Here is an 18,885-nt window from a genome sequence, read left to right as displayed (position 1 = left end):
TGTGAAACTGTTATTGCTGATATTCGTCCCGATCATCCTGGGGCTATCGGGGTTGCCTGATGCCGCTCGGGCGGAAATGCGGCTGTGCAATCAGTCCTACGATGTCCTGAATGTGGCGATCGGCGCGCCGGATGGCGACGATTTCGTCACACGCGGCTGGTGGCGGGTTGCGCCCAACCAATGCGCGGTTCTGGAGCGTGAGCCGCTGCAGTCGCGCTATTACTACATCTTCGCAACCGATGTGTTTGGCAAGGAGGTCCTGGCGGGTGCGGTTCCGATGTGCGTGGCTCCGCGCCGTTTCGAGATCTCGGGGCAACGGGACTGCCTGCTGCGCGGTTTTCTGGACGCGAGATTTCTCGAGGTCGATACCAGGGAGCGCAGCGACTGGACCGTTTTCGTTTCGCCGCGACCGACATGATGCTTGGACGGTGGGACACCGGCTGGTAGTTGTGGTGCGGGATGCAGTTGATCGACCGAATTGCAGACGGGGACGCTTCATGCGACTAGGCCGCGCCGGAATTCTGGCTATGCTTGCGCTCTGCCTGACGGGGCGGCAGGGGGTTGCCCAGTCCGATCCGCCGGTGCTGGTCATAGGCTCGTCCCTGCCCGAGATTTTGGTGCCGCTGGCTGACAGGGTTGCCTTGGTGCCGACAGACAGGGCCGCAGAGCAAATCGGCGAAGGTCATCCGGAAATGATCTATGTCGGTTCCCCGATTGCGGAAGGGGCTGACGGGAGATCGGCACTCGCGACCTTGCTGACCGATCTGCCTGCGGATCGCGCCATGATCGTTGCGATCAATAGCTGCGGATGGGGCGATCAGTCACCTGACCCCGATGAGCTGACATCCTTGCTGGACGAAACATCCGGCGTGGCACTGGCTGTCCCCCTCGATCCCGAGGGCTGCGATGCCGGGAAGCTCGCAGGCGTCTTTGCGACCGCTGCCGGGCAGGAGGGTGCGGCACAGCGGGCTACGCTGCGGGCTGGTGGCTATCGCCTGCCCAAGACAAAGCCCGAGACTCCGTCCCCGATGGGCGGGCTGGTGATCTCGGCATTGCCGTCCGAGGCGATGGCAACTGACACGGCCCCTCCGGTTATACTTGCCAGCAGCGATCCGACCGTTTCCACGGCACCCGCCGCCGAAACCGTTACGGCGAATACTCCGTTCACTGCGGAAAGGACCGCCACGCGCCAGCCCGGCGGTCCCGAGCCTTCGATTATCGTGGGTGATCTGGCCGTTCTGGTTGCTGCGGATGCGCGCGGACCGATGGGGCTGCCTTACCAGGCGCGCGAGGCGATCCGGCAGCGCGACCCGGCAATGTTTGACAGGCTTCTTTCACGGGGGGCGTTCGATCCAGCCGAGGTGCAGACCGTTGCCGCAATCCAGACCGAGCTTGCCCGGATGAACTGCTATACAGGCGGTATCGACGGGGCTTGGGGATCCGGGTCCGCCTCTGCCTTGCAGCGATATTTCGAAGCTCTGGGAACCGCGCAGGCAGCAACGGATCCCGGGATCGGTTTGTATCGCACCATCATCCGCAATGAATCCGTGCAATGCCCGGATATCCAGCCGGTCGCCCGGGCCGCGCCCAGCAGAAGCAGCGGAGGAGGGACAAGCACCCGTTCGGAGCAGGCCCGAACTGTGACCCGCAATGCGCCAGCGGCAGCTACCGCAGCCCCGCAGGGCAATACCGGTGCCGGATCACAAGGCAGCGGCAGTTCCGGCCGGACGATCAACGCCAATCCCGGAGTGCTGGGGATAGGCACGTTCCGGTGAAGCGATGATTGGGGTTGACCCGCGTTTTCAGAGTATGGGCAAGGCGGCGCGCCGCCGCCGTCGCCGTGCCCGCGTGCTTCGTTGGGTGGGCGTCATTTTCTTCCTTTCCACGATCGGACTTCTGGGCATCCGCTATTTCGACCCGGACTTTGGTGCATTGCTGAGGCTTGGGGATCAGCGGCAGGAATTGGTCCAGGTCGAAACGGAATTCGATATCGCTCCGGTCGTGCGCACGGACACCTTTACCGACATTCCCGGCGATCCGCTGATTATCCCCACCCCTGATGACGGCAACCCTCGTGATATTCGCGAGGAACCCGTTCCCCCCGCGCTTGTAACCGGCAGACGGATTCCGGTATCTTCCGGCGCGGTCGCGGTGCTGGAAAGCGAATTGGTGCCGCGCAACCGCCAGCTTGTGGCGGCATTGCCGTCCTCGCGCGAGGAGTTCGCCCTGTTTCAGGCTGAACGCAGCCGCGCGAGGCTGATGAATGCCAGCCTTTCCGAAACCGGGCCGGCATCCTCGGTGGTGCCAGCTGATCAGCGGGCGACATCCAGCATCGCATTCCTGCGCGATTCCGGCCTGCGCAGCAGCCTGTGGCGCGAGATGGTGGTAGAGACGACGCGGCCGACCCGGATCGAGGAACTGCTTGCCCGGAACGGTTTCACGGATTCCAACGCTGCGGATCTTGGAGACCGTATCCGCGATCAGCTTTCTCTGGACGAGACACTCCCAGAGGGATCTCTGCTGGCGATGCGTTACCGTATGCGTGGCGATGAGCGGCAGGTGATCCAGTTGACGCTGTATGGAACCGAAGGCTTTGTCGGATCCCTGGCCATGTCGCAGGCTGGGCAACTGGTCCCTTCGGCCGATGCCTGGGCCGATCAGTCCCTGCTGGACCGGGCGATGTCCCGCGATGAGAATAAGGACGCCACCGGCCAACAGAGATTGCTCGATCTGATCTATTCAGCCGCATTGAGCAACGATGTGCCGTCGCAAATCATCGGAGAGGCACTTGCGATGATGGCGAAGGTATATGACCTCGACAGCTATGCAGACGATGCTGATCGGCTGACCCTGATCTATGCGCCGGGGGCAGGGACGGCTGATCCCGGCTCGATCCTGTTCATCGGCGTTACCGGCCCGGCTGGCGAGCGTTCATGCTATGTCGTCCCGGCGGAAGGGGACGGTTTCGAATGCCATGCGCCCGGCTCGCGCGTCCAGCGCAGGGACGACGGGCTGCAGATGGTTTCACCGGTTTCGGGCGTGTTGTCGCAGCGCTTCATCCCGCCCGCCGGAGATGAACCCGGGCGCGGTCGCGTGATCTGGTCGGCCCCCGCGGGCAGCCCGGTTTTTGCAGCGGGTGATGGGCAGATCACGCTGGCTTCCGTGGACGGCCAGAAAGGGGCGCATGTCGAGATTATCCATCCGAACGGCATGATCACCCGCTATGGCGGCCTCGGAACCTTGTCAGGCACCGCTGCGCAAGGTGGGGAGATCACGCGCGGCACCATGATCGGCACGATCGGCGGCACCATCGAAGGGCGGCGGGATACCGGACTGATCTTTCAGTTGATCAAGGCTGGCGCGCCGGTCGACCCGATGCCCTATCTGAGCAGTGCGGGCAAGATTCTGGCTTCCGACGCCATCGAGGCGCTAATCGCCCAGATCATCCGGGTGGAAAGCGCGGGAAATGCCCGGGCGCAGAATCCGCGTTCGACGGCGGCCGGACTGGGGCAATTCATCGAATCGACATGGCTGCGCATGATGCGCAGTTACCGTCCGGATCTGATTTCAAGCCTTTCGCGCACTGAATTGCTGGAACTGCGTTTCAATCCCGAGATGTCACGCGAGATGGTTCGCCACCTCGCGCAGGAAAACGAGGCATATCTGCGTGCCCGCGGCCATTCGATCTCGGCCGGGCGGCTGTATCTGGCGCATTTCCTTGGTCCTGCGGGGGCCGATCAGGCTTTGAGGGCCGAGCCGTCGCTATCGGTCGCCAGTGTCATGGGCGCAGGTGTGGTGGCAGCCAACCCGTTCCTGCGCGGATATAGTATAGGTGATCTGCGCAACTGGGCCGACCGCAAGATGTCCGGCACCTCCGGTGTCGAGGGCGCGGTGACTTTGCCGGAACCACCCCTTTCACCTGAATTGCGCGCCTATGTGTCCGCGATGGACCAGCTTCGCGGACATGGAGATGGATAAATCGACCGCCAGGAACTGCGTCAAAGCAAACTGCACTTGTTTTGCGGGTGCCTGAGACGGTATCCATTAAGAAGTTTTAATGCGCTGTTAATTTTTGACGCCAGATTTCCTGATTGTGAGAGTCGATTTCAAGATGACCAGCTATTCATTCAGTCTCCGCCGCCCGATCCTTCGTTCTCAATTGCTGCTTTCGACAGCGTTGATAGGCATTGGGACGATCATTTCCCCCTCCGCCGGGCATGCTTGGGACTATTATCTGGATAATACCGCTGGGCCGAGAGGCGAACTGGAGCCCGAGTCGGGCTCGTGGTCGTCGGATGACGAAATCTGGCGTAGACCGTTGACTGGAAAGTTGCGAGCATTGCCGGAGGAAGGGGCCGTTGCCATCCTGACAACCGGTAAGGACGGGAAACGGGTCAGGCTCAGGCTTGATGATGAAGATACGATCTCGCCGGATGAGATTCGCCTGGATTCGGGGACCTATGTTCTCAACGGAGGCGTAATCGAGTCGAATGATAACGGGCTGCTCATCAACAACGATGCCAGCGAGGAAGGTGAAACCCTGACCATTGGCTCGGCGCTGGCCGGTGACGTGACAATCGGCGGCGGCGGCATTTTTGATGACGATGAAAAGAACCTGGTAAGATATACCGGCGATTCCACGATCTCGGACGGTGGCGAGACGGTAGGATTGCTGGACAGGGTCACCATCAATGAGGGCGCGAAATTCCAGATCTCCGGCACGACAACCGGCGAGTTGACCAATTGGGGCAACACTACCCTTGACGGGACTCATGACGGCAGTGTCGAGAACCACGGGACCATCGACACGACTGGTGCAGTGATTACGCGAAATCTGGACAACTACGGCAACACGAATGTGACCAGTGGTGTCCTGTCGGTCAGCAGGTTCAATAACGAGGGCGACTTGGATCTGTCTGGAACTCTCAAGGCTGCCGGGACCATTGACAATCATGCAGGCGGGGTGATGAGGTTGTTCGATGGCGCCACGCTGAACGGTAGGGTGGTCAACCGGGCCAGTGATGGAGAGGACTCGGAAGCCGGTACGATCAGGATCGGGAATGCAAATGTCACCGTAAACGGTGAGCTCAAGAATAAAGGTTTGATCGAGGTTCGCACAAGACGCAGCCAGGCAGTTCTGAATGTCAAGGCAGAGGCAGGCTCCGATCTTCCCGGCCGTTTCATCAATAACGGCGAAATAAGAGTCGTCTATCCGGGCAGTAGTCTGGACATCTCGGCGGATGAAATCATCCTTGGAGGAGATTCCAATCTCAAGCTTGATAACATTGCCCTGTTCGGGAACATAACGAACAAGGGCGATCTGGAATATGTCAGCAACGCGACGCTGCAGGGAAGCCTGTCCAATCTGAATGCGAGAGATGGTCAAGGCAGTCTGATCATCTCGTCAACCGTGAATGCGAACGGCAATGATGTCCACAACACTGGCGAGATGGCGGTAAAACCGCAACTCGCCGCAGATGGTGTTGTGAGAGGCGGGAAGATCCGGAATGTTGCCCGGCTGACGAATTCGGGCAGGCTGACGATCGGGGTTACCGACGGCAAGGTCGGGACGGTTGTGACGCAAACCCTGGACAACACCGGCACGATTGATCTTGACGGCAAGCTTACCGCACATGGCACGACGAATACCGGCAGTATCGATCTTGATGGCGATTTTGAGGTCGTGAGCGATGTTGCCGGGAACGCCGGTTATTTCACCAATGGAATAGACGGCAAGGTGACCGTGTCCGGCAGCCTTGCCGCAGACGGGGGCAGTGTTGTCAACGGTGCTCGTGGAACGATTGTCGTGGCCGGTGGCTCGGTGAGTGCGGCGGATCTGCAGAACCGGGGCGAACTGTCAATCGATCTGGCCGATGGCAAGGTCGGGACGGTTGTGACGCAAACCCTGGACAACACCGGCACGATTGATCTTGACGGCAAGCTTTCCGCACATAGCACGACGAATACCGGCAGTATCGATCTTGATGGCGATTTCGACGTCGTGAGTGATGCTGCCGGGAGCGCCGGAGGCTTCATCAATGGACAAGATGGTAAGTTGACCGTATCCGGCAGCCTTTCCGCAGACGGGGGTAGCGTCGTTAACGAGATTGGCGGATCGGTTACCGTGGCCGGTGGTTCGATCGCTGCGGCGGATCTGCGGAACGCGGGCAGCTTGCTGGTCAAAGGCGGGAATGGAAAGATTTCCGCGGACAGCTTCGCGAACACCGGAACTGTAAATGTCGAGGATCGACTGTCGGTCGAGATCGGCGGTGAGGGAATCAAAGGCAGGTTTACCAACGAGGATGGCGGCGAGGTGACGGTGTCCGGCAGCCTGGTCGCCGACGACGATGTTTTCGCCAATAATCGTCGTGGCCTCGTGTCGCTGGATAGCGGGTCTATCACGGTTGATAGTTTGGTAAATGCTGGAACCCTGACAGGAACAGGTTCGATTACCGGAGATATAAACAATACCGGCGAAATGGATGTTTCGGGTTCGATCACCGCGGCGGATCTGCAGAATTGGGGCGAAGTAACACTGTCAGGCGGGGTGATTGCCGCGCATAGCACGACGAATACCGGCAGTATCGATCTTGATGGCGATTTCGACGTCGTGAGTGATGCTGCCGGGAACGCCGGTTATTTCATCAATGGACAGGATGGTGAGTTGACCGTGTCCGGCAGCCTTTCCGCAGGCGGGGGCAGCGTCGTCAACGAGATTGGCGGATCGGTTACCGTGGCCGGTGGTTCGATCGCTGCGGCGGATCTGCGGAACGCGGGCAGCTTGCTGGTCAAAGGCGGGAACGGAAAGATTTCCGCGGACAGCTTCGCGAACACCGGGACTGTAAATGTCGAGGATCGACTGTCGGTCGAGATCGGCGGTGAGGGAATCAAAGGCAGGTTTACCAACGAGGATGGCGGCAAGGTGACGGTGTCCGGCAACCTGGTCGCCGACGACGATGTTTTCGCCAACAATCGTGGTGGCCTCGTGTCAATGAATAACGGGTCTATCACGGTTGACAGGCTGGCAAACGCTGGAACCTTGACCGGAACAGGTTCGATTACCGGAGATATAAACAACACTGGTGACATGAACCTCTCGGGCGATGTCGCCGGCGGCATAACCAATCACGGGTCACTTACTGCGTCGGGCCTGGTTTCCGGTCATCTGAGCCACCAGGGAGATTCGTTCGATGTCGACGGCGATCTATCGGTAGGAAGTCTGGGGAACCAGGGTAACATAACCATCGAAGGCTCGGATACGCTGGCCTCCGGCGGGAATGTCGAGAACAGCGGGACGATCACGGTATCGGGCGAGCTTTCATCGGAATCGGGCAAAATCAACAACAAGGGCGCCGATTCGAAGCTGATCCTGTCCGGTGGAACTGTTGGCGGCGATATCGCGAATTCGGGCACGATCATCGGTGAGAAGGGCAGCAACAGCTCGATCGATGGGACAGTGATCCAGAACACGGGGGCGTTGCTTCAGGTTGACGGCTCGCTCGATGTTGCACATGTCGAGAATTCGGGCACGGTCAAGGTTTCCGGCGGGGAGCTCGCGACGGAAACCTTCAAAAACGGGAACGGTGTGCTGGAACTGGATCATGCCACGGTATCCGGACAGATCACCAACACCAAGGACGGAAGGATAAATGTTGTCTCGAACTCAACGATCGAGAACAACCTGAAGAATCTCGGCACGATAGACGTAACCGGTGCAGGACACAGGATCCTGTCCGTCGAGGGCGTTTTCACGAATAACGGGATAATCGATGCCACCCCTGACAACAGCTCTCTGACTATCAGCGCAGGAAAGATCGTGCTGAATGATGGTTCAGAGATCGATGTGGACCGGGTTACACTGGTCGGGGCAGTGCAGAACAGTGTTGACCTGAACTACAGCAAGGACGCTGTGCTGAACGGGGCCCTGAACAACACGGCTCTTGGCGATGTGACGATTTCGGCCGCTGTCGATGGAGGTGGCTTCAATATCACCAACAAGGGTAACCTGCAGGTGACGAAAGACGCGGACTCGCGGGGCAATCTGGATAATGTCGGCAAGCTCTCGAATTCCGGCAATATGGTGATCAGTGGGGATTCGTCGGTCACGGCAGAAAGAATCACGAATGCCGCGGATGGTGATATGCGGGTGGCCGGGGCGCTGAACTCGTCGACTGGCGAGGATATCGTGAACAAGGGTGCGCTTCGTATTTCGGGCAGGCTTGGTGGAGGGTTGACCAATTCCGGCGGCACGACGACGCTCAGCAACGGCAGGATCACAGGTGATGTCACCAATTCGGCGGTGATTACAGGCTCCGGGGTGATTGCCGGTTCCTTGACGAACAGGTCGGATGGCGTGGCGCGTCTTGCTGGTTCAGTTGGTGCCGTCGAGAATCACGGAACCCTGGCGAGCATCGGGGATCTCACGGTCGCAGGCCTGGTGAATGAGAATATTACGAGGGTAAATGCCGATCATGTGCTGCTTTCGACGGGCGAGGTGAGCAACAACGGGACCTTGCAGATTGCCGGAACCTTGCAGGCACAGGCCGGATTGGAAAACTCCGGCAGGACGACGCTGAATGGCGGCGTGATAGACGGCGATGTGAAGAATTCGGGCAAGCTGGCCGGTTCCGGCACCATCAGCGGAAAATTGACCCATATGGGCCGGGCAGATCTTGAACTGGACGGTGCGCTGTCGGTCGGGAGCCTGATGAATGAAGGCGCGATCTCGATAGATGCCGAAGATACGCTGACCACTGGATCGGGGGTGGAGAACAACGGAAGAATCACGATTGCCGGCGCGTTGACCGGCGATGTCGAAAATACCGGTGTTTACCAGCAAACCGGAACGCTTGACGGCTCGCTTGCAACCACCGGGGACGCGAAGATCGGAGGGCGTATCACTGGCGACCTGAATTATCAGGGCGGCACTCTTGAACTGTGGGAAGGGGCCAGTATCGCCAAGACCCTGCATCTGGGGCATGATTTCGAGATCGGTGCCGGTGATCGGGTCAATGCTTCGAATGTCATGGTCCAAAAAGATGCGGAGCTGCAGCTTGACGGCGCCGTTTCCGGCAATCTGACGAATGCCGGAAACATTGATGCGGGTAATAATGCCCGGATCGGCGGAATGCTGGTGAATCACCATGAAATGGCAGCCGGCAATAATCTGCAGGTCAAGGGCAACATGATCAACAACGGTGACTTCGCCGCGGGGAACAATGCCCGGATCGAGGGGCAGATTGCCAATAATGGCAAGTTGAGCCTGCAGAACGGCCGCACCAACGACGTGATGCATACCGGTGGGCTGAGCGGGAACGGAGTTTATGCGCTGGATGTCAATCTGAGCGATTTCACGACCGACCGGATCGTCGTCGAAGATGGGGCGGCGACCGGGAACTACAGCTTGGACCTGGCATATAAGGGCAATCCCGGAGGAGTCAGGATCGGTGAATATGTCACGCTGCTGGATGTGGACGAAACCCAGGGGGCGAAGAACAATTTCACCTACAGCTATAATCCCACGGATCTCGCTTCCGAGCGGATTGTCTATTCGGTCGAGCAGGACGGTGCTAATGGCGACCTGAGGATGATCAGCCAGACCAACCCGGCGATCGGGGCAATATTCGGTAGCGTGACCCTGACCCAGTCCCTGATCGGCGCAGTCGTCAACCGTCCGACGAGCCCGTTCGTGACCGGCCTGGCCTTTGATGCCGAAGACAAGCCTTGCGGCGTCGGTAGCTGGGGCCGCGCCACCGGTGGTCATGCGAAAGCGACCGGGGCCACGGATAATGGCGTCAGCAATATCGAGAGCACGGTCCAGGCGACCTATTACGGCATGCAGGTCGGAACGGACTTTGCATGTTTCGATGATCGTTACGGTGGCTGGAACATGGCATTCGGTGGCTTTCTGGGGGTCAACCAGGGTGATACGACTCAGCCGGTCTATGCAGTTGACGGGCGTAATTCCCAGCAAGTCACCCGGGTGTTGGCGAGCCGCAACGAATCCGAATTCGACCAGCTTTACGGTGGAGTATATGTCACCGCGACGAAGGGCCGGATGCAGGCCGATCTGCAATATCGCTATGAGCATACCGATTTCACGATCGAGAATATCGGGGTGACGGGCGGCGGATTGGGGTTGGATGATGATTTCTCCAGCAGGGGAAGCACGCTGAGCGGCTCATTCAGCTATATCTTCCCGATTGGCGATAAAGGCTGGTCGGTGGTGCCGAATGTCGGCTTCGCCTATTCGCGGCTGTCCACCGACTCGATCGAATTTTCGGGCGGTGACCGGATCGAGTTCGAGGATAGCGAGGCGCAAATCGGCTTTGCCGGGGCGACGATCGCGAAAACCTTCGTACAGTCCCAAGACAATTCGGCCCTTTACGCTTTCGCGACCGGTACGGTTTACAAGAACTTCTCGGATCCGAGCGTATCGGTATTTACGAGCCAAAGCGGCGAGTCGCAGCGATTGGAGTCGGACAACCTGGGGACCTACGGCGAAATCAGCGTCGGTGCGAATTACGTCAAGGTCCTGCAGCCCGGCCCCGGCCTTCGGCCGCGGCAGATCAGCGCCAGTGCCCGGATCGACGCGCGAACGGGTGACGGGCTGGAAAGCGTGGGCGTGACCGGGCAATTGCGTTTGCAATTCTGATTGGCATCAGCGGCCTGTATGCTTAGGCTTGCTGCATTCCAAAACGGTGCCCGGCTGGCTGAAGCGCTGTTCGGGCATCCTGCCGCATTCGATGAGAGATTGGGGGCCAAACCCGCATGTCCTGGTTCAGCAAGGTCGCCTGGAAAGAGGGGCTGTTCATGCAGCCCCAGCATTTGCAGCAAGCAGACCGCTACCACGAGCATCTGGTTCACGCGCGGACGCGGCTGATCACGCCTTATCCCTGGGGCGTGGGCGAATTGGTCGTGGATCGGGACCAGGCCCAGCAAGGCATGATATCGTTGCGCGCGATATCCGGGATCATGCCCGACGGAACGCCATTCGACGCCCCGGATACCGCTCCGTTGCCGGTTGCGGTGCCGGTGCCTGATGATGCGGCGGGGCAGTTCGTCTGGCTGACGCTGCCCGACCGATCGCCGAACATGCGCGATACCGCGCCCTACGACGAAGAAGGGTCGACAACGCGTTGGGGGATCGTGACCGAAACCGTCAGCGACTCGGCCTCGCCGATGCGGACCGAACAGGTGCTGGAACTGGCCGTGCCACGGCTGGAGCTTGCCATCCGCAAGACCCCGCGCCCCGGTTATCAGAATCTTCGTCTTGCGCGGATCACCGAGGTGCGCGACGGCGTGGTGACGCTGGACGAGACATTTCCACCTCCGTCTCTGGTGATCGGGGCGCATCCGCAGATCCTGGGCTATCTGACCCGCGTGATCGGCTGGATCGAGGCCCGGCTGGAAAGTCTTGCACGCTATGCCACCGACCCTTCGGCGGGCGGTGGATTGCAGGCCAGCGATTACCTCATGCTGATGGCGCTGAACCGCCAGATCGGCGTATTGCGGCATATGTCGCGGACATTCTCGGTCCATCCCGAGTCGCTTTACCGCGAGTTGGTTGCGCTGGCCGGGGAACTGGCGACTTTCGACAGCGGCAATCGCCACGCGCCCGATTATCCCCCATATGATCACGATGATCCCAAAGAGGCGTTCTCGCAGATCGTGGCGGATATACAGCGGTTGCTGTCGCGCGATGTGGGCCGCGCGATCCGATTGCCGCTGCGCGAAGTGCGGCAGAATTCCTATTTGGCCGAGGTGCGCGACCGCAACCTGTTCCGTGAGGCGAGTTTCGTGATCGAGGTCGAAAGTGCCAAGCCCCTGACCGAGGTGCAGCGCCAGTTCCCCGAGCTTTGCAAGGTCGGTCCCAATACCCGAATGTCCGAGATCGTGAACAACAACCTGCCGGGCATCGGGCTGCAGCACCTGCCCAACCCGCCCAGGCAGATCCGGGTGTTGTCCTCGAATGTGTATTTCCGGCTTGAAAAGAACTCCCCCCTGTGGCGCGAATTTTCGACGGCGCCCGCGATCGGGATGCATTTTGCCGGTGACTGGCCGCATCTCAAGCTGGAGCTGTGGGCCGTTCCCGAGAGGTCGTGATGGCTGGTGATGACGACGATGACAAGACGATATTCGGCGGGCCTCTGCCCGGTGGCACACCATTTGGCCAGCGCCCTGCCCCTGCTTCGGGAATCCAGCAGCCGCCGGTAAGCGATGCATGGGGTAAGCCCGCGCCGCAGCAGCCGGGCGGACCCGGTGCCTCGCCCTTCGGGCAGCAGCCCCCGGGATCGGCTTCGCCTTTCGCTGAAAGCGGGCCGGGCGCATCGCCATTCGGGGGGTCGTCGCAGAGCGGGCAGACCTGGATCGGCAGGCCGGCACCGGCTCCGGCGCCGAGCGCGGATCCGTCGCAGATCGGACGGGCGGCCGGGGCGGATTCACGCGGGTTCTTTCCCGATATCGGCCACTCTGGTCAGGCTCAGCCCGTCCGGCAGGCACCGCGGATTGCCTTGCATGAAGCACTGAATGTTCGTGATCTGGGGGCCGCGTCCTCGGCAAACCCGTTGCTTGCCTCGGCGGCCACCCTGTTGATCCTGCTGGGCCGCTTGCGGACGGGTTTGGTCGAACTGCAGGTTGCTCCGCTGATGGAGCATGTGACCCGCGAGATCGATCGTTTCGAGCGTAACGCGCTGGCTGCCGGTGTGAATCCGCATGAAGCGCTGGTGGCGAAATATGCCTTGTCGGGTACGGCGGACGATATAGTGCAGAACCTGCCTGGCAGCGCCCGCGGCGATTGGCAGCAATATTCGATGGTGGCGCGGTTCTTTCACAAGCGCGACTCGGGTGTCGGCTTCTTTCAGGAGGCCGAAAAGGCGATGCAGGCGCCCGCGCAACAATATAACCTGCTGGAATTGATGCTGGTCTGCCTGTCGCTCGGGTTCGAGGGTCAGTACCGGACCGCGCCCAATGGCGCGGCCCAGTTATCGCGCATCCGCAGCGCCATTTATGAAAGCCTGCGCCGGGTTCACCCGCGCCCGGCCGAAGATGTCTCGGTCATGTGGGAGCCCGTCGTGCAGGGGCGGGGCCGTCGCTTTGGCGCTATTCCGATCCCGGCGGTGGTGGGCATTTCTGCTGCGGCCTTGGTCGGTGTTTTCGCGGTCTTCGCGACATTGATCAACCGAGACGGTGCCGAAGCCGCCGAAGCGATGCGCCGGTTGCATCAGGGCGTGCCGATCGTCCAGGTCGACCGCACTGCCGCCGCCCCGGTTTACGAGGCCGAGATCCCGCAGCTCGAACGTATCCGCTCGGCCTTTTCGGGCGAGATCTCCGATGGCCTGGTCAAGGTCGAGGCCAAGGGGGATTACATCGCCATCCGGGTTGGCAACCTGCAGTTATTCGATACCGGCGCGGTCGAGGTGAAACCGGGCTTTGCCGATCTGGCCGGCCGTATCGCCGAGGTTCTGAACGGTGAAAGCGGGCCGATCCTGATCGAGGGGCATACCGACAATGTGCCGATGTCGGGTCGCGGCAGGTTCAAGGATAATTATCAGCTATCCACCGCACGCGCCGAAAGCGTGGCCGGCGTGCTTGGCCCTTTGCTGTCCGATCCGGACCGCGTGACGGTCGAGGGGCGCGGCGAGGATGAACCGGTCGCCGACAACGCGACACCCGAAGGACGGTCCGAGAACCGCCGGGTCGAGATCATGCTGGCACGTGAGGGCACATATGACGGCGCGCCCCCTGATGGCGGCGTGGAAGCCGCGCCGGAAGAAAGCGCCGAAACGGAGACGCCGAATTGAGACTTCTGGGGATCAGCATCCGTTTTCCGCGCTGGCGCAAACATGCCTGGTGGCGCTGGACGGTAACGATCCTTGGCATCGTCGCCCTGTGCGCCGCCGTCTGGATCGGCGGCCCGATGACGGGATGGGCGCTGCTGGCGACACTTTGGCTGCGGCTGGCCATTATCGGCACGGTCCTGTTCGTCTTCTTCCTGATCCTGTTCATCCGCTGGCGCCGCCGTGTCCGCGCAGCCCGCGAGATCGAAGAGGCATTGGTTCCCCCCGAACCCGAGGGCGACGGCAAGATCCTTGCGGAAAAGATGCAGGAGGCGCTGGCGGTCCTGAAGAAATCCGGCGGCGCGTCCTCGCTTTACGATCTGCCATGGTATGTCATCATCGGCCCCCCCGGCGCCGGCAAGACGACGGCCCTGACCAATTCCGGGCTGGATTTCCCGCTTGCCCATGACCAGGCGGTGTCGGGTTTCGGCGGCACACGGAACATGGATTTCTGGTTTGCCGAAGAGGCGGTGCTGATCGACACGGCCGGCCGCTATACGACGCAGGACAGCGATTCCGTGGCCGACAAGGCTAGCTGGGATTCCTTTCTCGAACTGTTGAAACGGACACGCCCGAACCGTCCGATCAATGGTGTGATCCTGTCTTTCTCGGTCGAGGACATGATGCGCGAGGATGCGTCGTCACTGGCGCGGCATGCAGAGATCGTTCGCGCCCGTCTGGCCGAACTGCACGAGCAACTCAAGATCGACTTCCCGGTCTATGTAATGTTCACCAAGGCGGACCTGATCGCGGGATTCCGGGAATATTTCTCCAGCTTCAGCTTGAACCGTCGCAAGCTGGTCTGGGGTGTGACCTTCCAGAACAAGGACCGCAAGGCAATCACCCACGAGGCCGTGCCAGCCGAGTTCGACAGGCTCGTGTCACGGCTCTCGGACGAGATCATCGACAGGCTCTCCGAGGAGCCCGACGGCGTGGCGCGCATAGCGATCTTTGGCCTGCCAGGCCAGATGACGCTATTGCGCGACAATGTCGCGGGCTTCCTGCGCAAGGTTTTCGAGCCCACGCGCTACAAGACCAACGCCATTCTGCGAGGCTTCTACTTCACCTCCGGCACGCAAGAGGGCACCCCGGTCGATCAGGTGCTGGGGGCGATGCAGCCGCAGGACGTGCCGATCGGTTTTCAATCGGCCTTCATGTCCGGGCGGGGAAAGAGCTTTTTCATCCATGACCTTCTGCGCCGGGTAATATTTCCGGAGCAGGGCTGGGTTTCGCACGATCTCAAGGCTGTGCGCCGCGCTTTCGCGATTCGCACCGCGCTCTTGTCGGCGATTGCCGTGATCACCCTGAGCGGCATGGCCGCGTTGGGCTACAGCTATTGGAAGAACCTGCGGCTGGTCCGCACCGCCGAGGCGGAAACCAAGGCCTACGCGCTGGCCGCGCAGGAAGAGCTTGCCCGCGATGTGATCGACGATACCGATCTGCGCCCCGTCGTGCCGCTGCTCAACGACCTGTCCTCGATGCCCGCCGGTTATGGCGACAGCCGGGATGCCAGTTTCTGGGAAGGGCTCGGCCTTGGCCAGCGCGACCGTCTGAACCGCGTCGCCACCGAAAGCTATGCTCAGGCGCTGGAGAGGATGCTGAGACCGCGACTGATACTCGATCTGGAAACCCGGATGCCCGATATCATCGCGTCGGGCGAGATGACCGAGATCTATCGCGCACTGAAGGTATATCTGTTGCTCGGCAAGCAGGGCGAGACCACCGACGACCCCGCGATCCTGGCCTGGTTCGACCAGTCGTGGCGCCAGGAATATCCGGGCCGCACCGGGCTGGAACTGATCGATCAACTGAAGACGCATCTGACCGCCATGCTGTCCCTGGACGACCGCCGTAACCTGCTGGTCGATCTGGATCAGGCCACGGTCGACCGCGCCCGCGCCGCAATCGCGCAGTTGCCGCTGGACGAACAGGCCTACGCGCTGATCAAGGACGGTGCGATCGCGGCCGGTCTGAAGGATTGGAACCTTCAGGAAGCGACGGGCGGGAATGCTGCCGCGCAGGTCTTTACCACCCGCGATGGGCAGGATCTGGCGGCACTGAGCGTGCCGGGTCTTTATACTTATGAAGGGTTCTGGTCCTATTTCTACGATCAGCTTGCCGTCGTCGGAGAGGATTTGCGCCGCGATCAGTGGGTGCTGGGCGATCTGGGCAATTCAGCCGAGATCGAAACCCGTCTGGCGCGATTGGACCGCGATCTGCTTGAACGCTACCGGGCCGAGTTCATTGCAGCCTGGAGCGGTGTTCTGGGCAATCTGACTCTCAATTCGATGGTTGCCGACAAGCCGGCATATTCCGCGCTTGGAAATGCCGCTTCGGCGCAGGCCTCGCCCATACTGGAACTGGTCAAGGCGGTTGCGACCGAGACCCGGCTCAGCCGGGAATACGAGCAGCTCGAAGGGGCCGATCTCGAGGCCCTGACCGGTGGGGGAGAGGGCGGCAATACCGAGGGCGGCGGCGGTCTCGCCGGGGCTATCGGCGAACAACTGGGTGCGCGCGTCCGGTCGCGCTCCAGCGGAGTGCAACGCATCGTGCTTGACGCAGCGGCGCAGCAGGGCGGCAAGAACCAGACACGGGCAGGCGGTGGCGACTCGGGCGAGAGCAACAGCGTGACCGCGCCGATCGAGGCGATCTCCAAGGCATTCGAGGACTGGCAATTGCTTGTCGAGGGCGAGGCAGGCCAGCGGCCTATCGACACGCTTCTGGGCAATATGGGCGCGGTCTGGGAAAATCTGCGGCTGGCAGAGCATAATCCCGATCAGGCAGCCGCGGCGCTGCCCACATTGCTGAACACGTTGACCCAGTATAATTCTCAGCTTCCCGAGCAACTTGCCCGGATGGTTAGCCGCGCTGAAAGCGATTTCCGTTCGGGCGCCTCGGATGCCAGCATCGAGACGATGAATCGCGAATTGACGGACCGGGTGACGTTCTTTTGCCGCGACGTGATCGCCTCGTCCTATCCGTTCGCGGATTCCTCGCGCAGCCTGTCAGTCGCCAATTTCTCCCGTTTCTTCGGGCCGGGGGGCGAGATGGACAAATATTACACCGAATTTCTGGAACCCTATGTCGAACGTGGAGATAACGGACTGACATGGCGCCAGGACAAGGAGATCACCAAGCGCCTCTCGGCCAATGCGCTCAAGCAGTTCGAGCGGGCCGAGCGGATCCGGCGCGCCTTTTTCGCGGGCGGAGGCACGGAACCCTCGGTTGAGATCACGGTGGCCCAGGTCGATGCTCATCCGACCGTCGAGAGCGCGGCCCTGGCCATCAATGATACGGTGGTGCAGACCGCGACCGGATCGCTGCCGCGCACTGTCGTCTGGCCGGGATCGGGAAAATCGACCGCGCTGCAATTATCGCCTCCGCTGTCGCGCAATTCCGTGATGCGCTTCGAAGGCAGTTCCTGGACCTTCATCGAATTTCTGAACGCCGCCAGCTACAAGCAGCAGCAGGGCGATACGCTGCGCGCGACCTTCATGCTGGATGGGCGCAACATCACCTATGACTTCACCATCAACGCGCTGGTCAATCCGTTCACCATGCCTGAGCTCCGTGAGTTTGAATGTCCGCAGAGCATCGACTGAATGCCGCAGGTATCTACGGCAAGCATCGGGGCTTTGGCGATTTCGTCGCCGCAGGCCTGCCGGATGCCGTGCTGAAGCCCCTGGGAGACTGGATGCAGTCGACACTCGGCGAGTGGCGTTCATGGGCGGGTGAGGCATGGCAGGACCTGTTCGACCGTTCTCCCCGCCTGTGTTTCTGGATAGGTCCGGCGCTGCTTGCGGGAGAGGCCCTGCGCGGGGCCTGGGTTCCTTCGCGCGACAGGGCCGGGCGGCGTTTCCCTTTGATCGTCGCACAATCGGGTGGTGTGGCGCCTGTCATGGAGCCTGCGCAGGATTTCTATGACGCAGCCATGCGCCAGCTGGCGGCATTGCAGGGCAGCGAGGCATTCGAACCCCGCACAGCCGCCGAAAAGCTGTGGGCAGAGCTGCCTGCTGCGACCTCCGAAGCTGTCGCATGGCCGACATTCTGGGCGCTTAATCCGCAACTGGACCCGGCATCCTTGCTGGGCAATCTTCGAGGCGCGGATCATGCGCATGCGGTTTCGGCACGCAGTTATTGGTGGTTTGCGGGGGTTGCCGACCGGCCCTCGGGCGTGTTGGCCTGTCAGGGATGGCCCGGCCTGTCCGAACTCGGCTGGCTGATCGCGGGCGGTCAACAGGCTGGCGTGGCAGGCGGAGGGGGGGATGCGGCATGACCGAGGCAAACCATATGTTCTCATTCCATGTCGGAGCGTTGACCGACAGGGGCTGTGTCAGATCGCATAACGAGGACAGTATCGCCACGTTTCCCGAACTTGGCCTCTGGGCGGTCGCAGACGGGATGGGAGGGCATTCCGCAGGCGATGTGGCCAGTGCGCTGATCGTCGAAGAGCTTGGTTCATTGGGGGTTTCCGTAAGTGCGCAGGATCAGCGCGCCAGGGTCATGGAGCGGCTTGACCGCGCACATCACCGGATAGCCGAGCATGCACATGCCAATAATCTGGGAACCGTCGGAACCACGATCGCCGCCCTGTTGATCCACGAGGCCGAGCTAAGCTGTGTCTGGGCGGGCGACAGCCGGATATACCTGCTGCGCGAAGGCGCGTTGACGGCGCTGACGCAGGATCATAGCGAGATCGCCCAACTGGTCGCCTCTGGCGTGATGACCGAGGCCGAAGCGCGTGTCGCACCCGGCAGGAATGTCATTACCCGTGCCATCGGGATCGGTGCCGAGCCGCGCCCGCAGGTTGTCAGCGGAGTCGTCAAGCCAGGGGATCGGTTGCTCTTGTGCTCTGACGGGTTGACCGAGCACCTGGATGACGCCGAACTGGCAGCCATGCTGTGCGAGCCGAGATCCGCGCCCGAGCTGGCCGAAAGATTGATTACGGCAACCCTTCAACGGGGTGCTCGGGACAATGTCAGCGTGATCGTGGTGGATTGCGAAGCGCGGGAAGTCGTGCCGGACCAGAACGAGTGACGCGATGAGC

General features: G+C 61.2%; 9 protein-coding genes. All 9 read left to right on the top strand.

The genetic code is table 11. The features are described 5' to 3' along the window. The first annotated feature begins 1 nt into the window (after nt 1). The 9 genes from C9E81_RS09265 (at nt 2) to C9E81_RS09225 (ending at nt 18,875) form a co-directional block, all read left to right on the top strand. Nucleotides 2–418, top strand: a complete 417-nt coding sequence (locus C9E81_RS09265) for a DUF1036 domain-containing protein (protein WP_243698590.1) — start codon at nt 2–4, stop codon at nt 416–418. 79 nt (nt 419–497) lie between these two features. Next, nucleotides 498–1,775: a hypothetical protein gene (locus C9E81_RS09260; protein ID WP_147457582.1), complete on the top strand. Its 1,278-nt coding sequence runs from the start codon at nt 498–500 to the stop codon at nt 1,773–1,775. Between the two features lie 4 nt (nt 1,776–1,779). Beyond that, entirely contained in the window at nt 1,780–3,978 is a 2,199-nt protein-coding gene (locus tag C9E81_RS09255; RefSeq protein ID WP_122112038.1) for a peptidoglycan DD-metalloendopeptidase family protein, read from the top strand. A gap of 340 nt (nt 3,979–4,318) precedes the next feature. Further along, entirely contained in the window at nt 4,319–10,654 is a 6,336-nt protein-coding gene (locus tag C9E81_RS09250; RefSeq protein ID WP_147457581.1) for a hypothetical protein, read from the top strand. 116 nt (nt 10,655–10,770) lie between these two features. Further along, complete coding sequence (gene tssK, locus C9E81_RS09245) at nt 10,771–12,105, top strand: type VI secretion system baseplate subunit TssK (RefSeq protein ID WP_122112036.1); 1,335 nt, start codon at nt 10,771–10,773, stop codon at nt 12,103–12,105. After that, the gene (tssL, locus tag C9E81_RS09240) at nt 12,105–13,802 is read left to right on the top strand and encodes a type VI secretion system protein TssL, long form (RefSeq protein ID WP_122112035.1); all 1,698 of its coding nucleotides are present in this window, start codon (nt 12,105–12,107) and stop codon (nt 13,800–13,802) included. The genes tssK and tssL overlap by 1 nt, the downstream gene beginning before the upstream one ends. Next, nucleotides 13,799–17,440 carry a type VI secretion system membrane subunit TssM gene (tssM, locus tag C9E81_RS09235; protein ID WP_122112034.1) on the top strand — a complete coding sequence of 1,214 codons (3,642 nt, stop codon included), beginning with the start codon at nt 13,799–13,801 and terminating at the stop codon, nt 17,438–17,440. The genes tssL and tssM overlap by 4 nt, the downstream gene beginning before the upstream one ends. After that, the gene (gene tagF, locus C9E81_RS09230) at nt 17,419–18,114 is read left to right on the top strand and encodes a type VI secretion system-associated protein TagF (RefSeq protein WP_122112033.1); all 696 of its coding nucleotides are present in this window, start codon (nt 17,419–17,421) and stop codon (nt 18,112–18,114) included. Before tssM ends, tagF begins: the two co-directional genes overlap by 22 nt. Continuing rightward, entirely contained in the window at nt 18,111–18,875 is a 765-nt protein-coding gene (locus C9E81_RS09225; RefSeq protein ID WP_122112032.1) for a PP2C family protein-serine/threonine phosphatase, read from the top strand. Before tagF ends, C9E81_RS09225 begins: the two co-directional genes overlap by 4 nt. Nucleotides 18,876–18,885: the final 10 nt, after the last annotated feature.

The organism is Paracoccus alkanivorans, assembly GCF_003697785.1.
Lineage (GTDB): Bacteria > Pseudomonadota > Alphaproteobacteria > Rhodobacterales > Rhodobacteraceae > Paracoccus > Paracoccus alkanivorans.
Note: the sequence above shows the minus strand (reverse complement) of the source record. Positions and strands in the feature narration are given on the sequence as shown.

Bases quoted from the DNA above. Each gene is read 5' to 3' on its own strand.
- C9E81_RS09260 (WP_147457582.1), top strand. From the start codon at position 498: ATGCGACTAGGCCGCGCCGGAATTCTGGCTATGCTTGCGCTCTGCCTG.
- C9E81_RS09255 (WP_122112038.1), top strand. From the start codon at position 1,780: ATGATTGGGGTTGACCCGCGTTTTCAGAGTATGGGCAAGGCGGCGCGC.
- tssK (WP_122112036.1), top strand. From the start codon at position 10,771: ATGTCCTGGTTCAGCAAGGTCGCCTGGAAAGAGGGGCTGTTCATGCAG.
- tssL (WP_122112035.1), top strand. From the start codon at position 12,105: ATGGCTGGTGATGACGACGATGACAAGACGATATTCGGCGGGCCTCTG.
- tagF (WP_122112033.1), top strand. From the start codon at position 17,419: ATGTCCGCAGAGCATCGACTGAATGCCGCAGGTATCTACGGCAAGCAT.
- C9E81_RS09225 (WP_122112032.1), top strand. From the start codon at position 18,111: ATGACCGAGGCAAACCATATGTTCTCATTCCATGTCGGAGCGTTGACC.